This window comes from Xenorhabdus szentirmaii DSM 16338, assembly GCF_002632585.1.
GTDB lineage: Bacteria > Pseudomonadota > Gammaproteobacteria > Enterobacterales > Enterobacteriaceae > Xenorhabdus > Xenorhabdus szentirmaii.
In genome coordinates, this window is record NZ_NIBV01000001.1 from 1,671,713 (window position 1) to 1,693,866 (window position 22,154).

Genomic DNA, 22,154 nt, shown 5'->3' on the forward strand with positions numbered 1-22,154 from the left:
AACGTTATGAGCCTGAATTTTCTGGATTTTGAACAGCCGATTGCCGAGCTGGAAGCGAAAATTGATTCGCTCACCGCAGTTAGCCGTCAAGATGAAAAGCTAGATATAAATCTGGATGAAGAAGTCCAGCGTTTGCGGGAGAAAAGCCTCGAATTGACCCGCAAGATTTTTTCTGATTTGGGGGCATGGCAAATTTCCCAGCTATCACGTCACCCACTTCGTCCTTATACGCTGGATTACATAAAGCATATTTTTACTGACTTTGAAGAGTTGGCAGGTGATCGTGCCTATGCGGATGATAAGGCTATTGTAGGCGGATTGGCTCGTATTGAAGGCCGTCCGGTCATGGTTATTGGTCATCAGAAGGGGCGCGAAACGAAAGAAAAAATCCGCCGTAACTTTGGCATGCCATCCCCGGAAGGTTATCGTAAGGCATTGCGGTTGATGGAGATGGCTCAACGCTTTAAATTGCCAATTATTACCTTTATTGATACCCCGGGTGCGTATCCGGGAGTGGGCGCTGAAGAGCGCGGCCAGTCAGAGGCGATTGCCCGTAACTTGCGTGAAATGTCTCGTCTTTCCGTTCCGGTTATTTGTACCGTGATCGGGGAAGGCGGCTCCGGTGGGGCATTGGCTCTCAGTGTTGGCGATAAAGTGAATATGTTGCAATACAGCACGTTTTCTACGATTTCTCCGGAAGGTTGTGCATCCATTTTATGGAAAAGTGCAGATAAAGCGCCATTGGCAGCTGAAGCAATGGGAAATACGGCTCCCCGCCTGAAAGAACTGAAACTGGTTGATGCGGTGATCCAAGAGCCTTTAGGGGGAGCGCACCGTAACTATGAAGAAATTGCTGACTCATTGAAAACTCAATTGTTGGCGGATCTTGCAGAGTTGAGTGAATTGAACGAAGAAGAATTAGTGAATCGTCGTTATGAGCGTTTAATGCAATACGGTTATTGTTGATTTCTGAAAGTCAATTTTGAAAGTTGTTGTATTGGTAACAGCTTTTTATAAATACAACGCTATTTTCCGTAGCGTTAATGGCAGGTGGAAAGTGCTGGTGAATAATATCCTTTCAGCATCTCCACCTGTTTTGTTGTTTATTGGGGAGGAATAGAACACCTCATTGGCCGGGCGTTAAAATAATAAGTTGAGTTTTCTATGACCAAATATAAATATATTATTTATGCATTTTCTTGTGTATTTATCTGGAGTTTTGTCCCTTCCATAGCGCGCTTTGGGCAGAAGGAAATGGATCATTTCCAATATTTGTTCTGGTCAAATGTCCTGTCTGTTTTAGCTGTATTTATTGTGGCGCTCTTCATGGGAAGAAACTGGAAGCAACTATTATGCATTCCTCTCCCTGTTATGATTAAGGTCTTGATCTTAGGCGCTTTGGACTGCTTCTTCTATCTTCTGTTGTACTATGGTTATTCGATTGAGAATGGCGTTGCTGTTTTGGTCATTCAATACAGCTGGCCATTGATGATTATTGGCTTGTCGTTTTTTTTGTTCAAAGAAAAGCTGTCAATTAAGCAAATAATAGGTATTGGAATCGGGTTCATGGCGGTTGTGATTACTTTCACGAAGGGGAATATTACAGAAATTGCGGTAGAACATCCTGAGGTATTGTTGTTGGTGTTCAGTGGCTCATTTTGTTTTGCATTACTGTCAGTCCTGTCGAGACAATTTTCCATTGATCCTTATATCAGTACGCTGTGGTTATTTATTTTTTCTACATTAGTTTCCGCTGTATTTATGTTTTCTTTCAGCAGCATTAACCTGCCTGTTGGTGATTCACTGATACCGACATTACTCAATGGCATCATATTGAATGGTGTTTCCTACATTATTTGGTTTAAAGCGATGAGTAGCCCGGATTCTCATAAAATTGCCTCAATTTTATTCCTGTCACCCATTCTGTCCATGATGTGGATTATTTTGTTCTTTGGCGACACCTTTGTTTCTGCTTATGTGATTGGTTTAGGGCTGGTTATCATCTCTGGATTGCTCTGTATCAGATCTAATAATCAACTCCCCGGGCAGGGTGAAATGCAAGACGATCTGATTGAAGATTAATTTGGCAAATATGGCAAACATAGCAAACATAGAGGAAGGTTTTATTCCATAATGGCAAATATTGTGGCAAATGTGCATGAGCCGTTGCTGGTGAGATTGGCAGAGCAGCTTGGGCAATATAAAAAAATTTTAGTTGGTTTTAGTGGTGGATTGGATTCCACGGTATTGCTGCATCTATTGGTTCGTATGCGCGATGAATACCAGCAAGCAGGCCATGGCCCGATAGCTTTGAGGGCAATACATATTCATCATGGATTAAATGTAAAAGCCGATTTGTGGGCTGAGCATTGCCGCCAGATTTGTGTTGATTGGCAGGTTGATTTTTTGGCTGAGAAAGTCAATTTGGATACTCGCCAGAATGGAATAGAGGCCGCGGCCCGGGATGCCCGTTATCAATCTTTTCGATGTGAATTACAGCAGGATGAAATCCTGATGACGGCACAGCACCTTGATGATCAGGCCGAAACATTTTTATTGGCATTGAAACGGGGTAGTGGTCCTGCTGGGCTGTCTTCTATGCCCTTCCGCATGCCATTTGCCGGAACGACGTTGCTTCGCCCATTGTTGAATGCTGGTCGTGCAGAATTAGAAACATATGCACAGACACAAGGGTTGGAATGGATTGAAGACGACAGCAATCAAGATGATCGCTTTGATCGTAATTTTTTGCGTTTGCGGATTATACCCTTGCTTCATCAGCGTTGGCCTCATTTTTCACAAGCCGTTTGCCGCAGTGCTGGCTTGTGCGGAGAACAGGAACAATTGTTGGATGAGCTATTAAGTGATTCATTGAATTCATTGATGGGTCAGGAAGGGGCATTATTGATCCCTCCTTTGGAAAGTTGTTCAGAAGCCAAAAGAAATGCATTGTTGCGCCGATGGCTCAATCAGCGGGGAGCAAAAATGCCATCGCGGGAACAGCTTCAACGAATTTGGTCAGAAGTCGCACTTGCCCGACAAGATGCAGAACCCCAGTTTAGATTGGGGCAATATGATATTCGTCGCTACCAGCAAAAACTTTGGCTGCTTCCTTTGTATCGAAGGCTGGCGGAAACAGTGCTTGAGTGGAATGTCATGCAGGAACTGACATTGCCCGATGGATTGGGAACATTAATTCGCACTGAAGAAGGTGGCATTGAAGTCAGGGCACCAAAAAGTGATGAAAAAGTGACTGTTCGCTTTGGTGTTCAAGGGAATATCAGCATCGTAGGACGTCATCACTCCCGGCATAGCAAGAAGTTGTGGCAGGAGTTTAATGTCGCGCCTTGGCTCAGGGAGAGAACACCATTACTTTATTATGATGAGAAACTGATTGCCGCGTTGGGTGTTTTTGTCACTAAAGAAGGGCAGCGGCTGAGTGGTGAGTTGGGATGTTCTCTTCGATGGAAAAAATCATGATCGACATCAACGGGCGTGGCGCCTTACCGGTTTAATGCTGTTTGCATGATAACCAGCAAGAGAGATTGAATAATTTATAATTAATCTCTTTTGCTTAATTAATTCAGATTATTATGTCTTTTTTAAGCGGCTGTCAGAGAAGATAAATAATATATTAAATTTGTTATTTCTTGAAAATAAATAATCAACATTTGAAAATTTATAGTTGTGTACTATATTTAAAATACAAGGATGGACTTTAACGTAGCGATATTTAGCACGGTTTTAGACAGGGTTGGTGATATGGGATAATTTATAATTATATGCAGCTGGTTGGTTTAATTTGCTTTGGTTTAGGGCTACCTTTGAGCTTTATATTAATGGGATTGTTTCTATGGCATAGAAATAAAAACCAATGACTATTATTAATAATTGCAGTATAACGTTTGGTATACCACTGGTTATAAGTATTATTGCCATTTATGGTTAAATGGGTAAGTTTGTTTTATAACTAGTGGTTTTTTTTATTGTTTAACAAGTGGGATTTAAGGCGGCTTTCTGAATATTCATTTCAAGGAGCAGGTCTTTTTATAAATAGAATAAAGATGGGTTTATTTATTATATTTAACCATTGATGACAATAAGTCGATTTTTTATCAATGATATTGATGGATAAAATAATTAGAGAGGATGCATTATTTTAGACCATGAAATAATTTCAGACAGTGATAAAGTATCTTGTAGTAATAAATGAAAATACTTGTGTTAATAAAAAGCCCTTGGTAATACAAGGGCTTTTTGTTTTGTAGCTTAGGTATCTGCTGATTATCACAATGGCGATTGCTCAATCACAATCGTTCCAATTTCCGGATTACTGAAACTGATAATGCAATCTAACCTTAATTCACGGGATTCATTATTTGACTCAATGAGAAGATATTCTACTTTTTTCCTCAAAATCAATCTATTAGCTTTGCCTTCGAATTTTTCCCCATCTTTTAATTGGATGTGTAAATGCAGCTGGCGTTGGCAAGCTAGATCAAGGTTATCGTAATCGTCACAATTAATGGGTTGATATTCAGTATCTATAGACATATTTGCTCACCACTATGTTAGTGGCGGTGATCGTGCCGCCCGTGATTGATCAAACTCAAACGCAAAAAATGCTACTTACGACTATAGCACAGTAAGTTTTCTGTAAGCACTGGGTAAATGCTCTGGTATTTGCGTTGTAATTAGACGTAGATTAACCCCCTATCTTGGCATTAGACAATTGAATTACACCATAATATTTGATTTTTCTCACGGTTGTATTAGGGGATACAGTAAAGTAACGTCAATCTTGTTATGTAAAGCTCATGTTTTATCCGCTTGGGACGTTATAAGAAAAGGTATCTTTTTGAATTTATTGGGTTGAAAATATGATGAATAAAAAAATATTGTTTGCATTATTCGCACTGGGAGGATTATCAGTGACGGGATGTCAGAATAATTCTGTACCCCAGAATAACGCAGAGCTACAGAATGGCGGTACACTATCTCAGGAAAAACGATTGCCTGCTGAGAAGGTGTTTAGCGGGGTTGTACCTTGCGCGGATTGTGCTGGTATAGAAACGACTCTACAGCTTGCCAAAGATGGAACATATATATTAGGGCAGTCTTATCTGGGTGCCAAAAGTGAGGAAAAAACTTTCTTTGAAACAGGCGATTGGGTCGTTAATGGCAAAAAAGTTGTATTGAGTCATGAGGATGACAAAAAGTCTTATTATCAGATGAAAGGTGAAAACCTGATCATGCTGGATATCAGTGGTCAGCCAATCCAGTCACAGCATAATTATGAATTGAAAAAGGTAACCCCGAAAAAATTAGCGGGAGAGTACAGTTACTTCGCGGATTCAGCGCTTTTCACCGACTGTCAGACCGGCAAACGTTATGATGCCTCTGAAAATATCGATTTGGAGAGAGGTTACAGTGCGGCTGGTGTGGAGGCAGGAACTCCGGTTTATGTAGAACTTGAAGGATATTACACGCTTCGTCCTTCAATGGAAGATGGGTTGTTTGATAATTCGGTGATCCAAACAGGCAACGTCCATTTTGATAAGGCCGTTTCCTGTAATAAAAAATAGCTCACGCCGTCCTTATCATCAGTTCGTATAAAAACCCCTGTGCAGCAAACTGCGCAGGGGTTTTCAATTAAGCTGTTTTCAAGCGAAATTAAGCTTGATAAACCTGACCTTTCAGATACTCAACAATCGTGTTTAGTTTCAGCATCTGCTTCTCGCCATTGCGACGGGACTTATATTCAATCTCATCGTTATCCAGATTGCGATCACCGATGACCAGAGTATGTGGCACACCGATAAGTTCCATGTCAGCAAACATAACACCGGGACGCTCTTTCCGGTCGTCAAAAATGACGTCAATGCCACTGGCACGTAAATCAGCATATAATTTTTCTGCGGCTTCTTTCACACGGTAAGATTTGTGCATGTTCATTGGCAAAATTGCCACTTGGAATGGTGCAATTGCATCAGGCCAGATAATGCCACGATCATCGTGATTTTGTTCAATGGCCGCAGCAACGATACGTGTAACGCCGATACCGTAACAACCCATAGAAAGAACTTGATTATGGCCTTCTTCATTTTGCACGGTTGCTTTCAGGGCATCGGAATATTTCGTGCCTAACTGGAAGATATGGCCCACTTCAATACCACGTTTGATTAACAGTGTTCCTTTTCCGTCCGGGCTGGCATCACCTTCAACAACGTTACGGATATCAGCCACTTCTGGCAGTGGCAAATCACGCTCCCAGTTAATGCCAAAGTAATGTTTGTCATCAATGTTAGCGCCCGCACCGAAATCACTCATGACGGATACGCTACGGTCGATAATGACAGGCACAGGCAGGTTTACCGGGCCTAAAGAACCCGGGCCTGCTTTCACGATGGCACGGATTTCTTCTTCAGTTGCAAAAGTCAGGGGGCTGGCAACCAACGGTAATTTTTCCGCCTTGATTTCGTTCAGTTCGTGGTCGCCGCGTACCAGTAACGCCACTAATTTGTGACCACTTTCTTCAGCTGCATGAACCATTAACGTTTTGACGGTTTTTTTAATTGGCAGGTTGAATTGTTCAACCAACTCGGCAATGGTTTTTGCATTTGGTGTATCTACCAGACGCATCTCTTCCGATGGTGCTGCGCGCTCCTGAGATGGCATGACCGCTTCTGCCAATTCAATATTCGCTGCGTAGTTGGATTCCGTAGAGAATACGATGTCATCTTCACCACTTTCCGCCAGGACCTGGAATTCATGGGAAGCACTGCCACCGATGGAACCGGTATCTGCCAGAACCGGACGGAAATCCAGCCCGATACGAGTAAAGATTTTGCTGTAAGCATCGTACATCTTATCGTAAGTTTCTTGCAGGGATTCTTGGGTCGTGTGGAAAGAGTATGCATCTTTCATGATAAATTCACGGGAACGCATCACACCAAAACGTGGGCGGACTTCATCACGGAATTTGGTCTGGATCTGGAACAGATTCAATGGAAGTTGTTTGTATGAAGTGACTTCGTTACGAACCAAATCGGTAATCACCTCTTCATGGGTTGGCCCCAAAACGAAAGGACGTTCACCGCGATCCACAAAACGCAGCAATTCTGTGCCATATTGTTCCCAACGGCCGCTTTCCTGCCATAAATCTGCTGGCTGAACTACCGGCATGGAAACCTCAATCGCTCCTGCATTATTCATCTCTTCACGAACAATATTTTCAACTTTTTTCAACACACGAACACCTGTCGGCATCCAGTTGTATAGACCTGAAGCGAGTTTACGGATCATTCCGGCACGAAGCATCAGTTTATGACTGACTACTTCAGCATCAGCAGGCGTCTCTTTTAAAGTAGAGAGCAGATATTGGCTAGTACGCATAGTAAGTTTCCATTGGATAGCAAATTGCTTTTGGGTGACATGATATGAGTCACCCAACCCAGAAAAAAATAAACCGCTAGTTTACCAGTGAGCTTGCGATGTCAAAAGGGGTTTTAGCGGAGTTCGATAGAAACGACTTCAGTCAGGGACCCACAAACCAGCCAACGAACGTTGAAATCTAAAATATGGGCTGCATATATTCTGTTTTCTTGTTCTTTTTTACGATAAGCCGGACGGGGGTCCTGAGCCAGTATCTGGCTGATGAAGCGCTTTAGATGGGGGTAACTGCCCAGATAAGATAACAGCTGGTTTTCCGCCTCAGGTGAAAAGTTGACGGCCATATTGTTATCTGGTGCTGATTGGGCGAAACCGGCTTTCGCTTCTGGATGGGCTTCGGCGAAAGGCAGATACGGTTTGATATCAATCACCGGTGTTCCATGCAGTAAATCTAAACTGCCAAGTTCCAAAATGACGCGATTATTTTTGCATTGAATGCCTTTCAGTTCCACGAGCGACATGCCGATTGGATTGGGGCGGAAAGTTGAACGGGTAGCAAAAACGCCCATTTTTGCATTGCCTCCCAAACGAGGTGGGCGTACCAATGGATTCCAGCCCCCATCCATGGTTTTGTGAAAAATGAAAATAATCCATAAATGGCTGAATTGCTCCAGCCCGCGTACAGCATCAACCTGATTATAGGGAGCAAGGAGTTCTAACTGCCCGATGCCATCTTCCACCAAACCCGGTTGACGGGGAATGGCAAATTTCTCTTTATAAGGAGAATGGATGGTGCCTATTTGCGTAAAATGAAAATCTGCCATAGCCGTTTTTTAGTTATCACATTTCAGTCATCATTATTTATTTGTCGTCAACAATGCTGTGCCTTCGCAGATGGCAGCTTGGTAGCATCCCTGACCAGATACAATGGCACATTGATGCAGTAAGACCGCATTAGCGTTCAAAGATGATGCCTTTGTCAGCATTCTCTGTCGAGCCGCAGTCATGCTGGCTGGGGGATCTTGTGGCGTATTGCGACAAGATTCCCCGGCTACAATGCCTAACTCTTTAAATGATGAGTTTAAAAGTTCATCCGCCTGAGTATATAGCCGGACATAAGAGGAAACATGGGCCTGATCAATTTGATCTGGCGCTGATTGACACCCGGCCATAAAGAGCACCATGACACAAAGAGATAACATACGCATCAAGCCGAATCCTTATATTAGGTAAAGCGGTGAGTGGGAGGTAAGGGGCTATTCCAGCGGAGGATTATTTTTTCCTATAAAGCATCCCCAATAAAAATGGGCGGATATTTTGATATCCGCCCAATGATTCTAATCTTGATTGACTGAATATGAAAGATTACCAGCCTTTTATTGCGCCACCCTTGAAGACTTTCAGGGCTTCTTGTTCTACTTCTGGCGATTGGTATGCTTCAACAAATTTTTTCACATTTTCAGCATCTTTATTGTCTTCGCGGCTCACGATGATATTCACGTAAGGGGAATCACTATCTTCAACAAAGATCCCATCGTGTTCTGGCGTTAAGCCAATTTGGCCAGCATAAGTATTGTTGATAATCGCGAAAGCAATTTTCTGATCATCCAGTGAACGTGGCAACTGTGGTGCTTCCAACTGTATGATTTCCACATGCTTAGGGTTGCTGGTGATATCCAGAATGGTTGGCAATGGGCCGACACCCTCTTTTAGCGTGATGAGGCCTTGTTTTTGCAACAACAGTAGTGCACGGGCCAGATTGGTTGGATCATTTGGGATGGCAATTTGAGAGCCATCTTTCAATTCATCCAGTGATTTGATCTTTTTAGAGTAAGCCGCCAACGGGAAGATGAAAGAGTTACCCACAATTGCCAGTTTGTAGTTACGTTCTTTCATTTGCTGATCTAAATAAGGTTTATGTTGGAAGACATTCACGTCAATATCTCCCTTGCTCAGTGATTCATTCGGCAGGACATAGTCATTGAATGCGGTCAGCTCAACATCAAGGCCGTATTTATCTTTCGCGACTTGTTTGGCAACTTCAGCAACTTTTAATTCAGGCCCTGCAATAACGCCGACTTTAATGTGATTTGGGTCTTTTTGTTCTTGACCACAGCCTGTAAGCGCCAATGCACCTATTAATGCGCCGATGACTGCAATGGATTTTAATTTCACTGACATATTTTTTTACCCCTATTGAATACTGGTTTATAACCTGTCTTATCAAGTTACTGCGTACTACATAATGAGGCTTTTAGGTCTAAGCCTTGTATTCGGTGACGTTTCCGCCACCTTTATTAAAATAATCTTATTTGCGATTGACGGCTTTGACTAAGTGATCACCGCCTAATTGGATCAGAAAGACTAAAATAACAAGTAATGCTAATACCGTATTCATCACAGTTGCATCATATCCGATATACCCGTATTGATAGCCAATCTGACCCAGACCACCTGCACCAACGGCACCACCCATCGCGGAATATCCAACTAACGTGATTAAGGTAATTGTGGCGGCATTGATCAAACTAGGTAATGCTTCCGGTAATAAAATCTTTTTGACAATTTGGAATGGTGTTGCTCCCATGGCCCGTGCTGCTTCGATCAAGCCAGACGGGATTTCCAATAATGCGTTCTCTACCATGCGGGCAATAAAAGGTGCTGCACCGACAGTAAGCGGAACAATGGCTGCCTGTAACCCGATGGAAGTGCCGACAATCAATCGAGTAAATGGAATCATCCATACCAGTAAAATAATGAACGGAATTGAGCGGGTAATATTTACCAACGCAGAAAGAATGCGATAAAGCGTTCCATTTTCTATTATTTGCCCCGGGCGCGTGACATATAAAAGGACACCCACCGGCAATCCAATAACAAAACCAAAGAAACCAGAAACGAAAGTCATTACGAGGGTTTCCCAGACTCCTTTAGTCAATAATAAAATCATTCCTTCAGACATAACCGAGAACCTCTACTTTCACATGATGATCTTCTAAAAACGCGATTGTTGCTTTGATATTGTCATTTTCACCATCTAACTCAGCCAGCATGACCCCAAATTTCACGCCTCCGGCGTAATCCATTTGAGAACTCAGGATACTGATATCAATATTAAAACGGCGAACAGCCATGGAAATTAAAGGGGCATCAACAGATTTACCTGTAAATTCCAGTTTCAGCAATGGGCAACGGTCAGGTGCGCATTCCGGCTGTAATTTCTGCGCATAATCTTCCGGAATATCCAAATGCAGTGTAGATTTAATGAATTCTTGAGCAATCGGTGTTTTAGGATGCGAGAATATTTCACTGACAACATCTTGTTCGATCAATTGACCACCACTGATTACTGCAACCTGGTCACAAATACGTTTAACGACATCCATTTCATGAGTAATAAGAAGAATGGTTAAGCCCAGGCGACGGTTGATGTCTTTCAGCAACTCCAGAATAGAACGTGTTGTTGCAGGGTCCAGAGCGCTGGTGGCTTCGTCACACAGAAGCACTTTAGGATCATTTGCCAATGCACGGGCAATGGCAACACGTTGCTTTTGACCACCAGATAAGTTGGCAGGATAGGCATCATGTTTATCCGCCAGGCCAACCAACTCCAGCAATTCATTGACCTTAGTTTTTATCTCAGCTTTTGGTGTGTTATTCAGCTCTAAAGGTAATGCGACATTGCCAAAAACCGTTCTGGAGGACAGTAAATTAAAATGTTGAAAAATCATGCCAATATGACGGCGTGCGCGAGTCAGTTCACGTTCAGAAAGAGATGTGAGATCTTGCCCGTCAACCAGAACCTGACCTGAAGTCGGGCGCTCAAGGATATTCACACAGCGAATAAGAGTACTTTTTCCTGCACCAGACGAACCAATGACACCATATATTTGCCCCTGGGGGACATGCAAATTAATATCTGAAAGCGCTTTGATAGAGCGCGATCCTTGTTGAAATACTTTATTTATCTGAGTCAGTCTTATCATGTTCTTCTTATTAGATATAAAGAGATGAATGACTTGAGAACATTCAACAAGTCATGAATTGAAGTGGATGTTAAGGCGTCTAGACGTCCAAGTCAACTGTGAATAAATTAAATGCTGCATTCTCATTCAGAGATAAATCATGCGATACTGTTTATTCGGTACATTTTTGGAGCAATTAGGTGACTCAAGGTATTCCCGCCGTATTTTTGGATCGTGACGGCACGATTAACATCGATCATGGCTATGTACATGAAATAGATAATTTTCAATTTATAGAGGGTGCGATTGAAGCCATGCTTGAATTGAAAAAAATGGGTTATGCATTGGTCTTGGTAACAAATCAGTCGGGTATTGCTCGTAAAATTTTTACAGAAGATCAATTTATGCAGTTAACAGAATGGATGGATTGGTCACTGGCAGATAGGGGAGTTGATCTCGATGGCATCTACTTTTGCCCTCATCACCCAGAAGCAATAGATGAAGCATATAAGAAGATGTGTGATTGTCGCAAACCACAATCGGGTATGTTGCTTGATGCACAGAAAGAGCTACATATTGATATGTCTGCTTCTTATATGGTGGGAGACAAACTGGAAGACATGTTGGCAGCGAATGCAGCGAATGTTGGCAATAAGATCCTTGTTCGTACAGGAAAACCGGTAACAGAAGAAGCAGAACATGCTGCGGATTTGGTGATTAATAGCCTGGCAGAGCTGCCAAATGTGATAAAAAATAGGCAAAAATAGCCTTTTCGTTTAATATGTGAGCATTCAAATAAAAAAATCACAAAAAGGCTTGCGTAAATCTGAATGCTCCCTATAATGCGCATCCGTTGTCACGACAAACACACAAACATGTCGGGGTGACAAAGTGAAAAGCCTCTGAAAATAAGGCTTGACACTGAAAGAGGAAAGCGTAAGATACGCAGCCTCGCAACCCGGAAGAGCCTTCCCGGTTGCCCCGCTCTTTAACAACTGAATCAGACAATCTGTGTGGGCACTCGCAGGACACTATCAAACGCCGAAAGGCGAAAAGATTAAAGTCTTGAAGAGTGAACAACAGTTAATTCATTACGAACTAACAGTATAATTCTTTGAGCATCAAACACTTTTAATTGAAGAGTTTGATCATGGCTCAGATTGAACGCTGGCGGCAGGCCTAACACATGCAAGTCGAGCGGCAGCGGGAAGAAGCGTGCTTCTTTGCCGGCGAGCGGCGGACGGGTGAGTAATGTCTGGGGATCTGCCCGATGGAGGGGGATAACCACTGGAAACGGTGGCTAATACCGCATGACCTCTTGGGAGCAAAGTGGGGGACCTTCGGGCCTCACGCCATCGGATGAACCCAGATGGGATTAGCTAGTAGGCGGGGTAACGGCCCACCTAGGCGACGATCCCTAGCTGGTCTGAGAGGATGACCAGCCACACTGGGACTGAGACACGGCCCAGACTCCTACGGGAGGCAGCAGTGGGGAATATTGCACAATGGGCGCAAGCCTGATGCAGCCATGCCGCGTGTATGAAGAAGGCCTTCGGGTTGTAAAGTACTTTCAGCGGGGAGGAAGGCGTAGGTCTGAATACGGCTTACGATTGACGTTACCCGCAGAAGAAGCACCGGCTAACTCCGTGCCAGCAGCCGCGGTAATACGGAGGGTGCAAGCGTTAATCGGAATTACTGGGCGTAAAGCGCACGCAGGCGGTCAATTAAGTTAGATGTGAAATCCCCGGGCTTAACCCGGGAACGGCATCTAAGACTGGTTGGCTAGAGTCTCGTAGAGGGGGGTAGAATTCCACGTGTAGCGGTGAAATGCGTAGAGATGTGGAGGAATACCGGTGGCGAAGGCGGCCCCCTGGACGAAGACTGACGCTCAGGTGCGAAAGCGTGGGGAGCAAACAGGATTAGATACCCTGGTAGTCCACGCTGTAAACGATGTCGATTTGGAGGTTGTGCCCCTGAGGCGTGGCTTCCGGAGCTAACGCGTTAAATCGACCGCCTGGGGAGTACGGTCGCAAGATTAAAACTCAAATGAATTGACGGGGGCCCGCACAAGCGGTGGAGCATGTGGTTTAATTCGATGCAACGCGAAGAACCTTACCTACTCTTGACATCCACGGAATTTGGCAGAGATGCTGAAGTGCCTTCGGGAACCGTGAGACAGGTGCTGCATGGCTGTCGTCAGCTCGTGTTGTGAAATGTTGGGTTAAGTCCCGCAACGAGCGCAACCCTTATCCTTTGTTGCCAGCACGTGATGGTGGGAACTCAAGGGAGACTGCCGGTGATAAACCGGAGGAAGGTGGGGATGACGTCAAGTCATCATGGCCCTTACGAGTAGGGCTACACACGTGCTACAATGGCAGATACAAAGAGAAGCGACCTCGCGAGAGCAAGCGGAACTCATAAAGTCTGTCGTAGTCCGGATTGGAGTCTGCAACTCGACTCCATGAAGTCGGAATCGCTAGTAATCGTAGATCAGAATGCTACGGTGAATACGTTCCCGGGCCTTGTACACACCGCCCGTCACACCATGGGAGTGGGTTGCAAAAGAAGTAGGTAGCTTAACCTTCGGGAGGGCGCTTACCACTTTGTGATTCATGACTGGGGTGAAGTCGTAACAAGGTAACCGTAGGGGAACCTGCGGTTGGATCACCTCCTTACCTAAAGATAGTGGATTTTGTGCAGTGCCCACACAGATTGTCTGATGAAAGAATGAAGAGACGGTATCGGCATAGGCTTGTAGCTCAGGTGGTTAGAGCGCACCCCTGATAAGGGTGAGGTCGGTGGTTCAAGTCCACTCAGGCCTACCAAATCTCATTTATCCGGCGTTATAAACAGACTCGCTTATTTCAATAAGCGTCGCCCGTTTATGCCTGGTCTAAATAAGATTGCTGTGCATCACGATACGGAATTTATGGGGCTATAGCTCAGCTGGGAGAGCGCCTGCCTTGCACGCAGGAGGTCAGCGGTTCGATCCCGCTTAGCTCCACCATACTCTTCGTCTGCAATAACGTATCTCAGAACACATTGACATGAGTGTGTTGTGACATATTTGCTCTTTAACAATCTGGAACAAGCTGAAAATTTGAAACAATCAGCTTATCGTCAGCGACGGTAAGACTGATGAGTCTCTCAATAGACTCCAACCTGAAGACACCTTCGGGTTGTGAGGTTAAGCGACTAAGCGTACACGGTGGATGCCTAGGCAGTCAGAGGCGATGAAGGACGTGCTAATCTGCGAAAAGCGCCGGTAAGGTGATATGAACCGCTATAGCCGGCGATGTCCGAATGGGGAAACCCAGTGCAATCCGTTGCACTATCGTTTGATGAATTCATAGTCAAGCGAGGCGAACCGGGGGAACTGAAACATCTCAGTACCCCGAGGAAAAGAAATCAACCGAGATTCCCCCAGTAGCGGCGAGCGAACGGGGAGGAGCCCAGAACCAGCAACGGCTTGTGTGTCAGTGGAAACGCCTGGAAAGGCGTGCAGTAAAGGGTGATAGCCCCGTACACGAAGATGCACAGGCCGGGAGTTCGATGAGTAGGGCGGGACACGTGGTATCCTGTCTGAACATGGGGGGACCATCCTCCAAGGCTAAATACTCCTGACTGACCGATAGTGAACCAGTACCGTGAGGGAAAGGCGAAAAGAACCCCGGCGAGGGGAGTGAAAGAGAACCTGAAACCGTGTACGTACAAGCAGTGGGAGCACCCCTTGTGGGTGTGACTGCGTACCTTTTGTATAATGGGTCAGCGACTTATATTCTGTAGCAAGGTTAACCGCATAGGGGAGCCGCAGGGAAACCGAGTCTTAACTGGGCGTTAAGTTGCAGGGTATAGACCCGAAACCCGGTGATCTAGCCATGGGCAGGTTGAAGGTTGGGTAACACTAACTGGAGGACCGAACCGACTAATGTTGAAAAATTAGCGGATGACTTGTGGCTGGGGGTGAAAGGCCAATCAAACCGGGAGATAGCTGGTTCTCCCCGAAAGCTATTTAGGTAGCGCCTCGTGAATTCATCTTCGGGGGTAGAGCACTGTTTCGGCTAGGGGGTCATCCCGACTTACCAACCCGATGCAAACTGCGAATACCGAAGAATGTTATCACGGGAGACACACGGCGGGTGCTAACGTCCGTCGTGAAGAGGGAAACAACCCAGACCGCCAGCTAAGGTCCCCAAGTCATGGTTAAGTGGGAAACGAAGTGGGAAGGCTCAGACAGCCAGGATGTTGGCTTAGAAGCAGCCATCATTTAAAGAAAGCGTAATAGCTCACTGGTCGAGTCGGCCTGCGCGGAAGATGTAACGGGGCTAAACCATGCACCGAAGCTGCGGCAGCGACACGTTTGTGTTGTTGGGTAGGGGAGCGTTCTGTAAGCCGTTGAAGGTGGCCTGTGAGGGCCGCTGGAGGTATCAGAAGTGCGAATGCTGACATAAGTAACGATAAAGCGGGTGAAAAACCCGCTCGCCGGAAGACCAAGGGTTCCTGTCCAACGTTAATCGGGGCAGGGTGAGTCGACCCCTAAGGCGAGGCCGAAAGGCGTAGTCGATGGGAAACAGGTTAATATTCCTGTACTCGGTGTTACTGCGAAGGGGGGACGGAGAAGGCTAGGCCAGCCGGGCGACGGTTTGTCCCGGTTTAAGCGTGTAGGTGGGGCGTCTTGGTAAATCCGGACGGCCAATAACACTGAGGCGTGATGACGAGGCACTACGGTGCTGAAGTGGTTGATGCCCTGCTTCCAGGAAAAGCCTCTAAGCTCCAGGTAACATTGAATCGTACCCCAAACCGACACAGGTGGTCAGGTAGAGAATACTCAGGCGCTTGAGAGAACTCGGGTGAAGGAACTAGGCAAAATGGTGCCGTAACTTCGGGAGAAGGCACGCTGGCGTCAGGTGAAGGGACTTGCTCCCGGAGCCGAGGCCAGTCGCAGATACCAGCTGGCTGCAACTGTTTAATAAAAACACAGCACTGTGCAAACACGAAAGTGGACGTATACGGTGTGACGCCTGCCCGGTGCTGGAAGGTTAATTGATGGGGTTAGCGGCAACGCGACGCTCTTGATCGAAGCCCCAGTAAACGGCGGCCGTAACTATAACGGTCCTAAGGTAGCGAAATTCCTTGTCGGGTAAGTTCCGACCTGCACGAATGGCGTAATGATGGCCAGGCTGTCTCCACCCGAGACTCAGTGAAATTGAACTCGCTGTGAAGATGCAGTGTACCCGCGGCAAGACGGAAAGACCCCGTGAACCTTTACTATAGCTTGACACTGAACCTTGAGCCTTGATGTGTAGGATAGGTGGGAGGCCCGGAAGTGCGGACGCCAGTCTGCATGGAGCCATCCTTGAAATACCACCCTTGAATGTTTGATGTTCTAACGTCGGCCCGTTATCCGGGTCGCGGACAGTGTCTGGTGGGTAGTTTGACTGGGGCGGTCTCCTCCCAAAGCGTAACGGAGGAGCACGAAGGTTAGCTAATCACGGTCGGACATCGTGAGGTTAGTGCAAAGGCATAAGCTAGCTTGACTGCGAGAGTGACGGCTCGAGCAGGTACGAAAGTAGGTCTTAGTGATCCGGTGGTTCTGAATGGAAGGGCCATCGCTCAACGGATAAAAGGTACTCCGGGGATAACAGGCTGATACCGCCCAAGAGTTCATATCGACGGCGGTGTTTGGCACCTCGATGTCGGCTCATCACATCCTGGGGCTGAAGTAGGTCCCAAGGGTACGGCTGTTCGCCGTTTAAAGTGGTACGCGAGCTGGGTTTAGAACGTCGTGAGACAGTTCGGTCCCTATCTGCCGTGGGCGTTGGAAGATTGAAAGGGGCTGCTCCTAGTACGAGAGGACCGGAGTGGACGCACCACTGGTGTTCGGGTTGTCATGCCAATGGCATTGCCCGGTAGCTACGTGCGGAAGAGATAACCGCTGAAAGCATCTAAGCGGGAAACTTGCCTTGAGATGAGTCTTCCCTGACTCCTTGAGAGTCCTAAAGGAACGTTCGAGACGAGGACGTGGATAGGCTGGGTGTGTAAGCGTTGCGAGACGTTGAGCTAACCAGTACTAATGAACCGTGCGGCTTAACCTGACAACACCGAAGGTGTTTTGCGGAGTATAAAGAAGAGACGGGTTTCAGATGAGAGAAAACAGCTTGTTCGGGATTGAAAACAGGATTTGTCTGGCGGCAATAGCGCGGTGGTCCCACCTGACCCCATGCCGAACTCAGCAGTGAAACGCCGTAGCGCCGATGGTAGTGTGGGGTCTCCCCATGTGAGAGTAGGACACTGCCAGACATCAATTAGCCAGAAAAGCCATCCTTCGCCGGATGGCTTTTTTGCGTTTTGGCATAAGCATATTTAGCTCAGGATTTTTCAAAATAGTATTTATTGTCATACTGATTTCTATGCTCTTCTGAGCGTATTTATTACCCTTTTTTATTTCATAGAATAAAATGAAATAATTTCAATTTGAGTACAATAACTCGACATCTCAATCACTTTTTGATTAAATTTAGCTATCTAGAAGTCTAAATGAGAAATTTAGTATAGTTGAGGTTTCGAACAATGCCGATTTGTGTACCAGATGAATTACCCGCGGTAAATTTTCTCCGTAATGAAAACATTTTTGTTATGACCTCTACACGGGCAAATATTCAGAATATTCGCCCATTAAAGGTATTGTTACTTAACTTGATGCCAAAAAAGATTGAAACCGAAAACCAATTTATTCGGTTGTTATCAAACTCCCCGTTACAGATTGATATACAATTGCTGCGGATTGATAGTCGGCAATGTAAAAATACCCCAGCCGAACATTTAGATACTTTTTATTGTGATTTTGACTCAATTAAAGATCAAAATTTCGATGGTTTGATTGTGACGGGTGCTCCTTTGGGATTGGTTGAATTTGAGGATGTAACCTACTGGGATAAAGTTGAAAAAATTGTTACTTGGGCAAAAAGCCATGTTACTTCGACACTTTTTGTCTGTTGGGCAGTTCAGGCTGCCTTAAATATTCTTTATAACCTGCCCAAATATACCCGAACGTCTAAATTATCTGGCGTTTACCCTCATTCAACTTTAGATCCACTGGCCTTACTAACACGTGGATTTGATGAAACTTTTTTAGCACCTCATTCCCGTTTTGCTGATTTTCCTGAATCAGTTATCCGCAATAATACTGATTTAGATATTTTAGCTTCTTCAGAAGAGGTTGGTGCTTATTTATTCGCCAGCAAAGATAAAAGATTGGTATTTGTGACAGGCCATCCTGAATATGATGTGGGAACACTGGCTGCTGAATACTGGCGTGATCAAATCGCAGGATTAGAGCCAGCGTTACCTGTTAATTATTTTCCAAATAATGATCCGGAAAATAAACCTATTGCTGCTTGGCGTAGTCACGGGCACTTACTATTTTCAAACTGGTTGAATTATTATGTTTACCAGATTACGCCATATGATCTGACTTTTATGAACCCTTCTTTAGACTGAATTCAGCCTGAAACAGAAAAATGAGGATAGGCTGAAGCGAGCCATTTCTCATTTTTAAAATTCTCTATTTCTTAGGGCTATTCGACATTTCTTAGTTATTTCTCATAAATAACAAAAAGTTAACAATCTTCTCGCATAATTTTCGGAATTAATTTCTTCTATTTTTATTTATTTTATTAATCTTAATCATTTGATTTTATTAATCTAATTCTTAAATTAAAAAATAATGGAAATCGTTTTTGATTTATTTTTAAGATTGATTAATCTTAGCTCAGTAGATCATTAAAATGATAGAGAAGGGGATTATGCAACAGATATTAACAACTCAGTTGACCTTCACTAAACCTTTTGACGATGAAGAGAATCAGGTTTTATCACCTGAATCTATTCATTTTTTAGAGAGTTTGGTTACAGAATTTTCTGACAGACGCGAAAAATTGTTGGAAGAACGTGTTGATTGGCAGAAAAAAATAGATGAAGGGGTATTACCTGATTTTATTTTGGAAACCTCTTCCATTAGAGAGGGTGAGTGGAAAGTTCAGGAAATACCTGATGATCTCAAAGATCGGCGGGTTGAGATTACGGGGCCTGTCGAGCGGAAAATGGTCATAAATGCCTTGAATGCCAATGTAAAAGTGTTTATGGCTGACTTTGAAGATTCATTAGCACCTGCATGGGATAAAGTTATTACAGGACAGATTAACTTACGCGATGCTGTCGATGGCTCGATTTCTTATATAAATGAACATGGTAAACGCTATGAATTAAAATCAGACCCTGCGGTGTTGATTGCTCGTGTCAGAGGGTTACATCTGTCAGAAAAACATGTTCTCTACAAAAACAAACCCATTTCAGGCGGGTTATTTGATTTTGCACTTTACTTCCATTTGAACCATAAGAAATTGTTGGCAAAAGGCAGTGGCCCTTATTTTTATCTGCCTAAAATACAAAGCTACCATGAAGCACAGTGGTGGAGTGATGTTTTCAGTTTTTCGGAATCCTATTTCAATTTACCGAAAGGAACAATTAAAGCCACAGTTTTGATTGAGACATTGCCTGCTGTATTTCAAATGGATGAAATTCTTTATTACTTGCGCCACCATATCGTTGGCTTGAATTGTGGCCGTTGGGATTATATTTTCAGTTACATCAAGACATTAAAGAACCATCCTGATCGTGTTTTACCTGATCGCCAATCCGTCACGATGACACAACCTTTCCTGAGCGCTTACTCTCGTTTGCTGATTAAAACCTGCCATAAGCGTGGTGCATTTGCGATGGGCGGTATGTCAGCATTTATACCAAGTAAAGATCCGCAACAAAACCAACTTGTATTGGATAAGGTAAGGTCAGACAAAGAGTTGGAAGCGAATAATGGTCATGATGGCACATGGGTTGCACATCCCGGGCTTGCTGATGTCGCTATGAAGATCTTCGACACGAAATTGGGAGAGCGCCAGAACCAATTGTCTGTTTTGCGTGAAGAAGATGAAGAGATCACCGCGGCACAATTACTTGCCCCTTGTTCCGGAGAACGAACTGAAGAAGGAATGCGCGCGAATATCCGGGTGGCTGTCCAGTATATAGAAGCTTGGATTTCTGGAAATGGATGCGTTCCGATTTACGGTTTAATGGAAGATGCAGCAACAGCAGAAATTTCCCGCACATCAATTTGGCAATGGATCTACCACGAAAAATCACTTTCCAATGGTAAAAAAGTAACCAAAGCACTGTTCAGGGAAATGTTGAAAGAAGAGCTAGGCGTTATTAAACAAGAAGTGGGGGAATCCCGCTTTAGCCAAGGGCGATTTATAGAGGCCTCTTCTTTGATGGAAAGGATTACCACTCAGGATGACTTGATTGATTTCTTGACCTTGCCTGGTTATCAATTGCTCGATTAATAAAAACACAACAATGACGACAAAATCCGATTAACTAAAGATAGGAAGTAGAACATTATGACCATTTCCCGTACACAACAGATCGCTCAGTTAGAACAAGAATGGAAACAACCTCGTTGGAAAGACATTACCCGTCCATATTCTGCTGAAGATGTTATTAAATTACGTGGTTCGATTAATCCGGAACACACTCTGGCACAAATGGGGGCGAAGAAGTTGTGGGAATTGTTGCACGGCAAATCGAAAAAGGGTTATGTCAATGCGCTTGGTGCGCTGACTGGAGGTCAGGCCCTTCAGCAGGCTAAGGCCGGTATTGAGGCGGTTTATCTTTCGGGCTGGCAAGTTGCAGCGGATGCGAATACCGCTTCCAGCATGTACCCTGATCAATCGTTATATCCGGTTGATTCTGTGCCGAATGTCATCAAACGCATCAATAACAGCTTCCGTCGAGCTGATCAGATCCAATGGTCAAATGGTATTGATTCAGACAGTCAGGAATATATTGATTATTTTCTGCCGATTGTGGCGGATGCAGAAGCGGGGTTTGGTGGTGTACTGAATGCATTTGAACTGATGAAGGCGATGATTGAGGCAGGTGCAGCTGCGGTGCATTTTGAAGATCAATTGGCTGCAGTGAAAAAATGTGGTCACATGGGAGGTAAAGTCTTAGTTCCGACCCAAGAAGCCATTCAAAAACTGGTCGCAGCGCGTTTAGCGGCAGATGTATCAGGTGTTCCCACTTTGTTAATCGCACGGACTGACGCAGATGCAGCTGATTTGCTGACATCGGATTTTGATCCCTATGACAGTGAATTCATTACCGGCAAGCGGACCTGTGAAGGTTTTTATTGTACACGCGCAGGTATTGATCAAGCGATCAGTCGTGGTCTGGCTTATGCGCCTTATGCTGATGTAGTTTGGTGTGAAACTTCAACACCGGATCTTGAAGCTGCGCGCCGTTTTGCCGAGGCTATCCATGCCAAATATCCTGGAAAATTACTGGCTTATAACTGTTCTCCATCTTTCAACTGGAAAAAGAATCTGGATGATAAGACGATTGCCAGCTTCCAAGAACAATTATCGGATATGGGATATAAATTCCAGTTCATCACATTAGCCGGCATTCATAGCATGTGGTTTAACATGTTTGACTTAGCTTACGATTACGCCCGTGGTGAAGGGATGAAACATTACGTTGAGAAGGTTCAGGAACAAGAATTTGTTGCTCTCAAACGTGGTTATACTTTCTCTTCACACCAACAGGAAGTTGGCACGGGATATTTTGATAAAGTCACCACCGTTATTCAGGGAGAAACATCTTCTATTACTGCTTTGGCGGGGTCAACAGAAGAGCAGCAATTCTAATTGAATGACATCCATTGATATCGTCGGGGGA

15 protein-coding genes, 2 tRNA genes and 3 rRNA genes are annotated in these 22,154 nt (G+C 44.6%); 13 read left to right on the forward strand and 7 right to left on the reverse strand.

The genetic code is table 11. From position 1 onward, the window contains the following. Positions 1-6 precede the first annotated feature (6 nt). From accA to tilS, 3 genes are all read left to right on the forward strand, one after another. Complete coding sequence (accA, locus tag Xsze_RS07655) at positions 7-966, forward strand: acetyl-CoA carboxylase carboxyl transferase subunit alpha (RefSeq protein ID WP_038236309.1); 960 nt, start codon at positions 7-9, stop codon at positions 964-966. A 198-nt stretch (positions 967-1,164) separates the two neighbouring features. Further along, positions 1,165-2,082: a DMT family transporter gene (locus tag Xsze_RS07660; RefSeq protein WP_038236306.1), complete on the forward strand. Its 918-nt coding sequence runs from the start codon at positions 1,165-1,167 to the stop codon at positions 2,080-2,082. Positions 2,083-2,133: 51 nt separating this feature from the next. Further along, positions 2,134-3,480 (forward strand): tRNA lysidine(34) synthetase TilS, encoded by a 1,347-nt coding sequence (gene tilS, locus Xsze_RS07665; protein WP_176553652.1) that lies wholly within the window; start codon positions 2,134-2,136, stop codon positions 3,478-3,480. A gap of 807 nt (positions 3,481-4,287) precedes the next feature. Here tilS and rof read toward each other — a convergent pair. Continuing rightward, positions 4,288-4,554 carry a Rho-binding antiterminator gene (gene rof / locus Xsze_RS07670; RefSeq protein ID WP_038236304.1) on the reverse strand — a complete coding sequence of 89 codons (267 nt, stop codon included), beginning with the start codon at positions 4,552-4,554 and terminating at the stop codon, positions 4,288-4,290. 326 nt (positions 4,555-4,880) lie between these two features. Here rof and nlpE point away from each other — a divergent pair, with 326 nt between their 5' ends. After that, entirely contained in the window at positions 4,881-5,585 is a 705-nt protein-coding gene (gene nlpE, locus Xsze_RS07675) for an envelope stress response activation lipoprotein NlpE (protein WP_051462342.1), read from the forward strand. An 88-nt stretch (positions 5,586-5,673) separates the two neighbouring features. Here the strand turns inward: nlpE and proS are convergent, their stop codons facing one another. The 6 genes from proS to metN all read right to left on the reverse strand — a co-directional run bounded on the left by proS (position 5,674) and on the right by metN (position 11,378). Further along, a complete protein-coding gene (proS, locus tag Xsze_RS07680; RefSeq protein ID WP_038236303.1) occupies positions 5,674-7,395 on the reverse strand; it encodes a proline--tRNA ligase in 1,722 nt (573 codons plus the stop codon). Between the two features lie 113 nt (positions 7,396-7,508). Continuing rightward, positions 7,509-8,216 (reverse strand): tRNA (N6-threonylcarbamoyladenosine(37)-N6)-methyltransferase TrmO, encoded by a 708-nt coding sequence (gene tsaA, locus Xsze_RS07685; RefSeq protein ID WP_038236301.1) that lies wholly within the window; start codon positions 8,214-8,216, stop codon positions 7,509-7,511. Between the two features lie 33 nt (positions 8,217-8,249). After that, complete coding sequence (gene rcsF, locus Xsze_RS07690; RefSeq protein ID WP_038236298.1) at positions 8,250-8,600, reverse strand: Rcs stress response system protein RcsF; 351 nt, start codon at positions 8,598-8,600, stop codon at positions 8,250-8,252. Positions 8,601-8,757: 157 nt separating this feature from the next. Continuing rightward, on the reverse strand, positions 8,758-9,573 hold the full coding sequence (locus Xsze_RS07695) for a MetQ/NlpA family lipoprotein (RefSeq protein WP_038236295.1): 816 nt from the start codon (positions 9,571-9,573) through the stop codon (positions 8,758-8,760). Positions 9,574-9,700: 127 nt separating this feature from the next. Beyond that, positions 9,701-10,354 (reverse strand): methionine ABC transporter permease MetI, encoded by a 654-nt coding sequence (locus Xsze_RS07700; RefSeq protein ID WP_038236293.1) that lies wholly within the window; start codon positions 10,352-10,354, stop codon positions 9,701-9,703. Further along, positions 10,347-11,378, reverse strand: coding sequence for a methionine ABC transporter ATP-binding protein MetN (gene metN, locus Xsze_RS07705; protein ID WP_038236291.1), 1,032 nt, complete (start codon positions 11,376-11,378; stop codon positions 10,347-10,349). The genes Xsze_RS07700 and metN overlap by 8 nt, the downstream gene beginning before the upstream one ends. Before the next feature lie 179 nt (positions 11,379-11,557). Here metN and gmhB point away from each other — a divergent pair, with 179 nt between their 5' ends. The 9 genes from gmhB (at position 11,558) to aceA (ending at position 22,123) form a co-directional block, all read left to right on the forward strand. Next, positions 11,558-12,124 (forward strand): D-glycero-beta-D-manno-heptose 1,7-bisphosphate 7-phosphatase, encoded by a 567-nt coding sequence (gmhB, locus tag Xsze_RS07710; protein ID WP_038236289.1) that lies wholly within the window; start codon positions 11,558-11,560, stop codon positions 12,122-12,124. A 365-nt stretch (positions 12,125-12,489) separates the two neighbouring features. Further along, a 16S ribosomal RNA gene (locus Xsze_RS07720) occupies positions 12,490-14,032 on the forward strand. A gap of 73 nt (positions 14,033-14,105) precedes the next feature. Continuing rightward, positions 14,106-14,182 (forward strand) — tRNA-Ile (locus Xsze_RS07725). Between the two features lie 106 nt (positions 14,183-14,288). After that, a tRNA-Ala gene (locus Xsze_RS07730) sits at positions 14,289-14,364 on the forward strand. Positions 14,365-14,542: 178 nt separating this feature from the next. Continuing rightward, positions 14,543-17,452, forward strand: a 23S ribosomal RNA gene (locus tag Xsze_RS07735). Positions 17,453-17,541: 89 nt separating this feature from the next. Then, positions 17,542-17,657, forward strand: a 5S ribosomal RNA gene (gene rrf / locus Xsze_RS07740). The 16S, 23S and 5S rRNA genes sit together here with 2 tRNA genes alongside, the layout of an rRNA operon. 270 nt (positions 17,658-17,927) lie before the next feature. Beyond that, positions 17,928-18,857, forward strand: coding sequence for a homoserine O-acetyltransferase MetA (metA, locus tag Xsze_RS07745; RefSeq protein ID WP_038235638.1), 930 nt, complete (start codon positions 17,928-17,930; stop codon positions 18,855-18,857). A gap of 305 nt (positions 18,858-19,162) precedes the next feature. Continuing rightward, complete coding sequence (gene aceB / locus Xsze_RS07750) at positions 19,163-20,758, forward strand: malate synthase A (protein WP_408909176.1); 1,596 nt, start codon at positions 19,163-19,165, stop codon at positions 20,756-20,758. A 57-nt stretch (positions 20,759-20,815) separates the two neighbouring features. Then, positions 20,816-22,123, forward strand: a complete 1,308-nt coding sequence (aceA, locus tag Xsze_RS07755) for an isocitrate lyase (RefSeq protein ID WP_038235635.1) — start codon at positions 20,816-20,818, stop codon at positions 22,121-22,123. The last annotated feature ends 31 nt before the right edge of the window (positions 22,124-22,154 follow it).